This is a genomic window from Steroidobacter sp. (assembly GCF_016790065.1).
Taxonomy (GTDB): Bacteria; Pseudomonadota; Gammaproteobacteria; order Steroidobacterales; family Steroidobacteraceae; genus Steroidobacter.
This window is the reverse complement of sequence record NZ_JAEUPY010000138.1, coordinates 1-5936: the sequence shown is the minus strand read 5'-3', so window position 1 is coordinate 5936 and position 5936 is coordinate 1. Positions and strand designations below refer to the sequence as shown.

The 5936-nt window shown below is 60.8% G+C and carries 6 protein-coding genes and 1 pseudogene; 4 read left to right on the top strand and 3 right to left on the bottom strand.

Going from position 1 to position 5936, the window contains the following annotated elements; all coding sequences use genetic code 11:
- Nucleotides 1-274 (top strand): tRNA isopentenyl-2-thiomethyl-A-37 hydroxylase MiaE (miaE, locus tag JNL55_RS05905; protein ID WP_293850624.1); only part of this gene is annotated, 274 nt, incomplete at its 5' end.
- Here miaE and lpxH read toward each other — a convergent pair.
- Nucleotides 271-1008 carry a UDP-2,3-diacylglucosamine diphosphatase gene (gene lpxH, locus JNL55_RS05900; RefSeq protein WP_293850621.1) on the bottom strand — a complete coding sequence of 246 codons (738 nt, stop codon included), beginning with the start codon at nt 1006-1008 and terminating at the stop codon, nt 271-273. The two genes, miaE and lpxH, sit on opposite strands and share 4 nt — an antisense overlap.
- Complete coding sequence (locus JNL55_RS05895; protein WP_293850618.1) at nt 1005-1583, bottom strand: peptidylprolyl isomerase; 579 nt, start codon at nt 1581-1583, stop codon at nt 1005-1007. The genes lpxH and JNL55_RS05895 overlap by 4 nt, the downstream gene beginning before the upstream one ends.
- A gap of 150 nt (nt 1584-1733) precedes the next feature.
- Between JNL55_RS05895 and gltX the strand changes: the two genes are divergently transcribed.
- The 3 genes from gltX (at nt 1734) to JNL55_RS05880 (ending at nt 5535) form a co-directional block, all read left to right on the top strand.
- Complete coding sequence (gene gltX / locus JNL55_RS05890) at nt 1734-3152, top strand: glutamate--tRNA ligase (protein WP_293850615.1); 1419 nt, start codon at nt 1734-1736, stop codon at nt 3150-3152.
- A gap of 12 nt (nt 3153-3164) precedes the next feature.
- Nucleotides 3165-4559: a cysteine--tRNA ligase gene (cysS, locus tag JNL55_RS05885; protein ID WP_293850612.1), complete on the top strand. Its 1395-nt coding sequence runs from the start codon at nt 3165-3167 to the stop codon at nt 4557-4559.
- A 499-nt stretch (nt 4560-5058) separates the two neighbouring features.
- On the top strand, nt 5059-5535 hold the full coding sequence (locus JNL55_RS05880; RefSeq protein WP_293850609.1) for an Hsp20 family protein: 477 nt from the start codon (nt 5059-5061) through the stop codon (nt 5533-5535).
- A gap of 147 nt (nt 5536-5682) precedes the next feature.
- Here JNL55_RS05880 and JNL55_RS05875 read toward each other — a convergent pair.
- Nucleotides 5683-5936: pseudogene (locus JNL55_RS05875) on the bottom strand (long-chain fatty acid--CoA ligase); the annotation flags it as partial.

Sequence of the window (5936 nt, the reverse complement as noted above, 5' to 3'; positions counted from 1 at the left end):
GGATCTAATGCTGTGTGGTGCGCTGATCGAAGCACGCTCGTGCGAGCGATTCGAAGGGCTAGGCCCGATGTTGTCGGAGCCGCTACGAGGCTTCTACACCGGCCTCGCCGTGTCGGAAGCCAGACACCAAAGTTTGTATTTGCGCCTCGCCGAGCAAAGAGCCGGCGATGTCGATTGGCGTGCCCGCTTGCACGAGCTCGCTGTCATCGAAGCTGACCTAGCAACGTCGCCCGACCCGCAGTTCCGCTTCCACTCCGGACTGCCTCAGGCCTAACGCCGCAGCCCAGCCAGCTCAAATCCTTTCTCATCCCAACGCAGCACACTGCCTTGCTCGTACCAATCGCCTAACACGATGCGCGTGGCGACCTGGTCGCCAATCTTGACCTCGTGCACCGCCGGGCGATGGGTATGCCCATGCACGATGAAATCCGCATGCTGTTGTTGGAACGTCTGCACGACGGCGCCCTGATTCACATCCATGATCTGCGGCTTGCTGCGATCCATGGACTCGATATGCGCCTTGCTTCCAGCCCGCATCCGCGCCGCCAGCTTCTGTCGCTGCTTGAGCGACAAACAGCGCAAAACAAACTGCACCAAGGGATTCCGCACGATGCGCCGAAGGCGCTGATAATCAGGATCGTCGATACACAACGTATCGCCATGCATGAGCAGCACCCGCTTGCCGTACAGCTCGATCGACGTGCCATCAGACAACAGCTGCACGCCGGTCTCCCGAGCAAAGCGCCGCCCGATCAAAAAATCCCGATTGCCATGAATGAAATAAACCGGCACGCCACCGCGAGTCAGTGAGCGCAGCGCTGCGATAACGCGCTGCTTGTCCGTGTCCGGATCGTCATCGCCAATCCAAGCCTCGAACAGATCGCCGAGGATATAAAGCGCCCGCGCCTGGCGCGCCTCGCCTGCGATGAACTGCAGAAATTGCGCTGTGATGTCCGGCCGCTCGCCATCCAGGTGCAGGTCGGAAATGAACAGCGTCGGCCCGCTCATTTCAAGACTTCGACCCGCTTGATGACGATGGGCTGCAACGGCGCGTCGCGGTCGTGGGGCCCGACACTACCGGTGGCCACTGCACCGATATCGTCCACCACGTTCATGCCTTCGATAACGCGGCCGAACACCGCGTAACCCCAGCGGCTGGGCTGCGGGTCGAGCGCGGCGTTGTCCGCCAGATTGACGTAGAACTGCGCCGTGCCGCTGTGGGGCTCGCCGGTGCGGGCCAGGCCGACCGTGCTGCGGCGGTTCGACAGGCCATTGCCGGACTCGTTGGGGATGCCGTTCTTGGTGGGCTTTTCCACATTCTTCAGATCGAAGCCGCCGCCCTGGACCACGAAATTACCGATCACCCGGTGAAAAATGGTGTCGGTGTAGTGGCCGGCCTTTACGTACTCCAGAAAGCTGGCCACGGTCAGCGGCGCGCGCTGCGTGTCCAGCTCGATCACGAAGCTGCCCAGGGTCGTGTCCACCCGCACGCGGGGCGCGGTTTGGGCCGAGGCCAGCGAGCTAAAACCGAGCACCAGGGCTGCTGACAGGGCGAGAAGGCGAAAAAGTCCGGGCATGCGCATGAGTGACCGCCGTAGGAAGAGGCCGAGGATCTTAGCAAATAGGCCAAAACCAAAGCTGAAGGCGGGTCTTACAGCGCCGGCCGCGAGGGGCGTATAGAATGCGCGGTTACAAGGAAGCAATGATAGATGCCCCCAAAGTCTACAGATCCCGTGTCCACCGATTCCGTCGTCACCCGTTTCGCGCCCAGCCCAACGGGCTACTTGCACCTGGGCAATGCTCGCACCGCGTTGCTCAATTTCCTGGCGGCCCGCAAGGCCGGCGGGCGCTTCATCCTGCGCGTCGAAGATACCGACGAGGCGCGGTCCAACGAAGACTTCATGACCGCCCTGTTCGCCGACCTGCATTGGCTGGGCATCGATTGGGACGAGGGGCCGGATATCGGCGGCCCGCATGCCATCTACCGCCAGCAGCAGCGCCGGGCCATCTACGAAGAGTGGTTGTCGCGCCTGGACGTGGCCGGCCTGACCTATCCCTGCTTCTGCACGCCCGCTGAGCTCAACATCCAGCGCAAGCGCCAGCTCGCCTCCGGCCAGCCGCCGCGTTATGCCGGCACTTGTCGCAACCTCACTCAGGAAGAGCGCGCCGATCGATTGGTGCGCGGCCTGCCGGCGGCGTTGCGCTTTCGCGTGCCGCATGGGCAGGTGGTGCAGTTCGTCGATCTCGTACACGGTGAACAGCGCTTCAACAGCGACGACATCGGCGACTTCATCATCCGTCGCACCGATGGCAGCACCGCGTTCTTCTTTTCCAACGCCGTCGATGACGCGTTGATGGACGTGACCCTGGTCCTGCGCGGCGACGATCACATGACCAACACGCCGCGACAGATTCTGTTGTTACAGGCGCTGGGCTTGCGAATCCCACAGTACGCGCATGTCGCGCTGCTGCTTGGCATGGACGGCTCGCCGTTGTCGAAGCGGCATGGCGATACCAGTCTTCGCGAGCTGCGCGATCGCGGCTATTTGCCGGGCGCGTTACGCAATCATCTGGTTCGTCTCGGTCACTCGTGCGTCACCGACGGCTGGCTGGACGATGCCGCGCTCATCGCCGATTTTGATCTCACACGCCTGGGTCGTGCCGCCGCCAAGTTCGACGATGCTCAGCTGCGTCATTGGCAGAAAGAAACCGTCGCGCATTTGTCCGCCGAAGAATTCGCCGATTGGATTCGGTCGGTGTTGCCGCAGGGGCTGGATGCTGAGCACGAGGCGCAGTTCGTCGCCGCTGTGCGCGGCAATGTGGAGTTGCCCTCCGACGCCAAGGTCTGGGCCAAAGTCGTGTTCGGCAAACTCGATGAATTCGAACCCGCCGCGCTCGCCGCGATTCGCGAAGCAGGCGAAACATTCTTCGGTGAAGCACTCAAGCTCATCGGCCACCCTGGTGCTGAGTTCAAGCCCGCCGTGAAAGCGCTGGGCCAGGCCACTGGCAAAAAAGGCCCAGGCTTGTTCATGCCGCTACGCGCAGCGCTGACCGGCTTCACTCACGGCCCGGAGCTGGCACCCATGCTGGCATTGCTGCCGTTGGCCGAAGTTCAGGCTCGGCTCGAGCACGCCCGCCGCCTCGCCGTTTGACACAATCTCGCCATGCAAATCTTTAATTCCCTGACTGGTCGCAAGGAAGAGCTACGCACCCACGAACCGAATGTGGTGCGCATGTATGTTTGCGGCGATACCGTGTACGACTTCTGTCACATCGGTCACGCACGTTCCAAGGTCGCGTTCGATATCGTGCGTCGCTATTTGCAGTATCGCGGCTACCGAGTGGTGTTCGTTCGTAACATCACCGACATCGACGACAAGATCATCAAGCGTGCTGCCGAGAATGGCGAGAGCATCACGTCGTTGACTGATCGGTTCACTAAATTCATGCACGAGGATTACGACCGCCTCGGCATTCTTCGCCCCACGCACGAACCCAAAGCCACCGGGCACATCGCCGGCATCATTGCGATGACTCAGCAGCTCATCGACAAAGGCTATGCGTACGTCGCGAGCAATGACGATGTGCTGTATTCAGTGTCGAAGTTCGATGGCTACGGCAAGCTGTCGGGCCGCGCGCTCGAAGACTTGCGAGCTGGCGCGCGTGTGGCCGTTGATGAAGCCAAACACGACCCGGCGGATTTCGTGCTGTGGAAACGCGCCAAGCCGGGTGAGCCGTTTTGGCCCTCGCCTTGGGGTGACGGCCGGCCCGGCTGGCATATCGAATGCTCCGCCATGTCGCTCGACTTGCTCGGCTCGCACTTCGACATCCACGGCGGCGGCATGGATTTGAAGTTCCCTCACCACGAGAACGAAATCGCGCAGTCGTGCGCGGCGACCGGCGACACGTTTGCGACCGTGTGGATGCACAACGGCTTCGTGAATGTCGACGACGAGAAGATGTCGAAGTCGCTCAATAACTTCTTCCGAATTCGAGATGTGCTGGATTCGGGGCACCTCCGGGATCCGGAAGTGCTGCGGTACTTCCTGGCGTCCAGCCAGTATCGTGGACCGATCAACTATTCACTCGTGCAGATCGAGCAGGCTGATGCTGCTCTCGGTCGGTTGTACACCGCGCTTCGCGATGTGACGCCCGCTTCTGATTTCCAGAAGGGAGACGCGACGCGGCAGTTCGAAGCGGCGATGGATGATGACTTCAATACGCCGGATGCGCTTGCGGCATTACAAACATTGGCCACTGAGATCAATCGGGCCAAGAACGCCGGTGACGCTGGCACTGCCGGTGCGTTCGCTGCTGAGTTGACGTCGCTGGCTGATGTGCTTGGCTTGCTGCAACTCGACCCTGAAACGTTTCTGCAGAAAGGTGTTGGGTCGTCTTCGCTTAGCGATGCTGACATCGAACGGCTGATCGGCGAGCGGAAGGCTGCTCGTGTTTCTAAGAACTTCAAAGAGGCGGATCGGGTTCGCAAAGAACTCACCGACGGCGGCGTCGTGCTTGAAGATAAGCCTGACGGGACTACGGCTTGGCGGCGTAGTTAGAGATAAAACCGGTTTTGCATGGATGGGGAGAGGGGAGGTGTGACGCACGGCTGCGCCGTGCCCAGGCGCAAGCGCCAACCCTCGATGCGCCGACACAATTACCACCACGCCCGTTTCTGTAGACGCTACCACTGCAGTTGAAGCAGTGAATTCCGAACAGAAGCTACCACTGAGGTTGAGGCGGTGGATGTCGGGGGTGTGTTCTCCCGGCGCATAAAACGATCATGGATGTCGTTTTCTGAGCGCCACAGGGAAGTGAAGCAATGGCCCCGCGCGCGGGGCGAAAGGCTATGCGCGTCGCCGGGAGAACACACCCCCGGCAGCCGCCGCCAGCCACCGACCCTCCGGCAATCAGCAAGCGCGGCAGCCGCCGCCAGCCACCACCCCTCCGATCTTCCAGCCCACTTGAAGGCCAAAATCACGCCCATATATCTATCCTCGAGCGGTCGCCGATTTCCGGGGCCGCGGACTTTCATATTGCTCAACGAGGATATGTTTCATGAGAACTGCATTCGATTTTTCCCCACTATTCCGTTCGACCGTCGGCTTCGACCGTGTGTTCGATCTGCTCGACAACGCGAGTCGCGTTTCGTCGTTCGACAATTGGCCGCCGTATGACATTCTCAAGACCGGCGACGACCAGTATCGCGTCACGCTCGCTGTAGCGGGCTTCGCCGAAGGCGAACTCAGCGTCACTCAGGAACGCAATCTGCTGCTAGTGAGCGGCGAGAAAGCCGCGTCTGAGGACAGCCAGTATTTGCACCGTGGTATCGCAGGACGCTCATTCCAGCGCCGTTTCGAGCTGGCCGATCACGTCCGCGTGTCGGGCGCCAACCTGGCCAATGGCTTGCTGACCATCGACCTGAAGCGTGAGATTCCCGAGGCCATGAAGCCGCGCCGAATCGACATCAAGGGCGATCTGAGCTTGCCGAAGGTCGAGACTGCGAAGATCGAGTCGGGCGTCAAAGCCGCCTAACTAACGATCCAAGTCTCACAGCGATGAAACAGCCGCGGCGCCGGATCAAACCGGCGCTGTCGGCTCATTTCGTTTCATAGTGTTTAATAGCGTTTCATGCAGCCGTCGCGAAACGCCTGATGCGGGTCGCCCGTTAGCTGAGGTTTCTCAACGAACTCTCGGCAAATAATCCGCTGCATCTTTATACGTCTGCCGCAGCGCCTGCTTCGACAGCTTCCCTGACGGCAACCTTGGCAGCGGCGCCGCTTCTATAACGACATAGCGCGGCACTTTGAAGTTCGACAGCCGCTGATTGCAGTGCTCGATCACCACCGGCACCGACACCTTACCGTCATCGGAATAAATCACTGCGAGCGGCGTCTCCCCAAAGTCAGCGTCACGAGCCGACAGCACGGCAACTT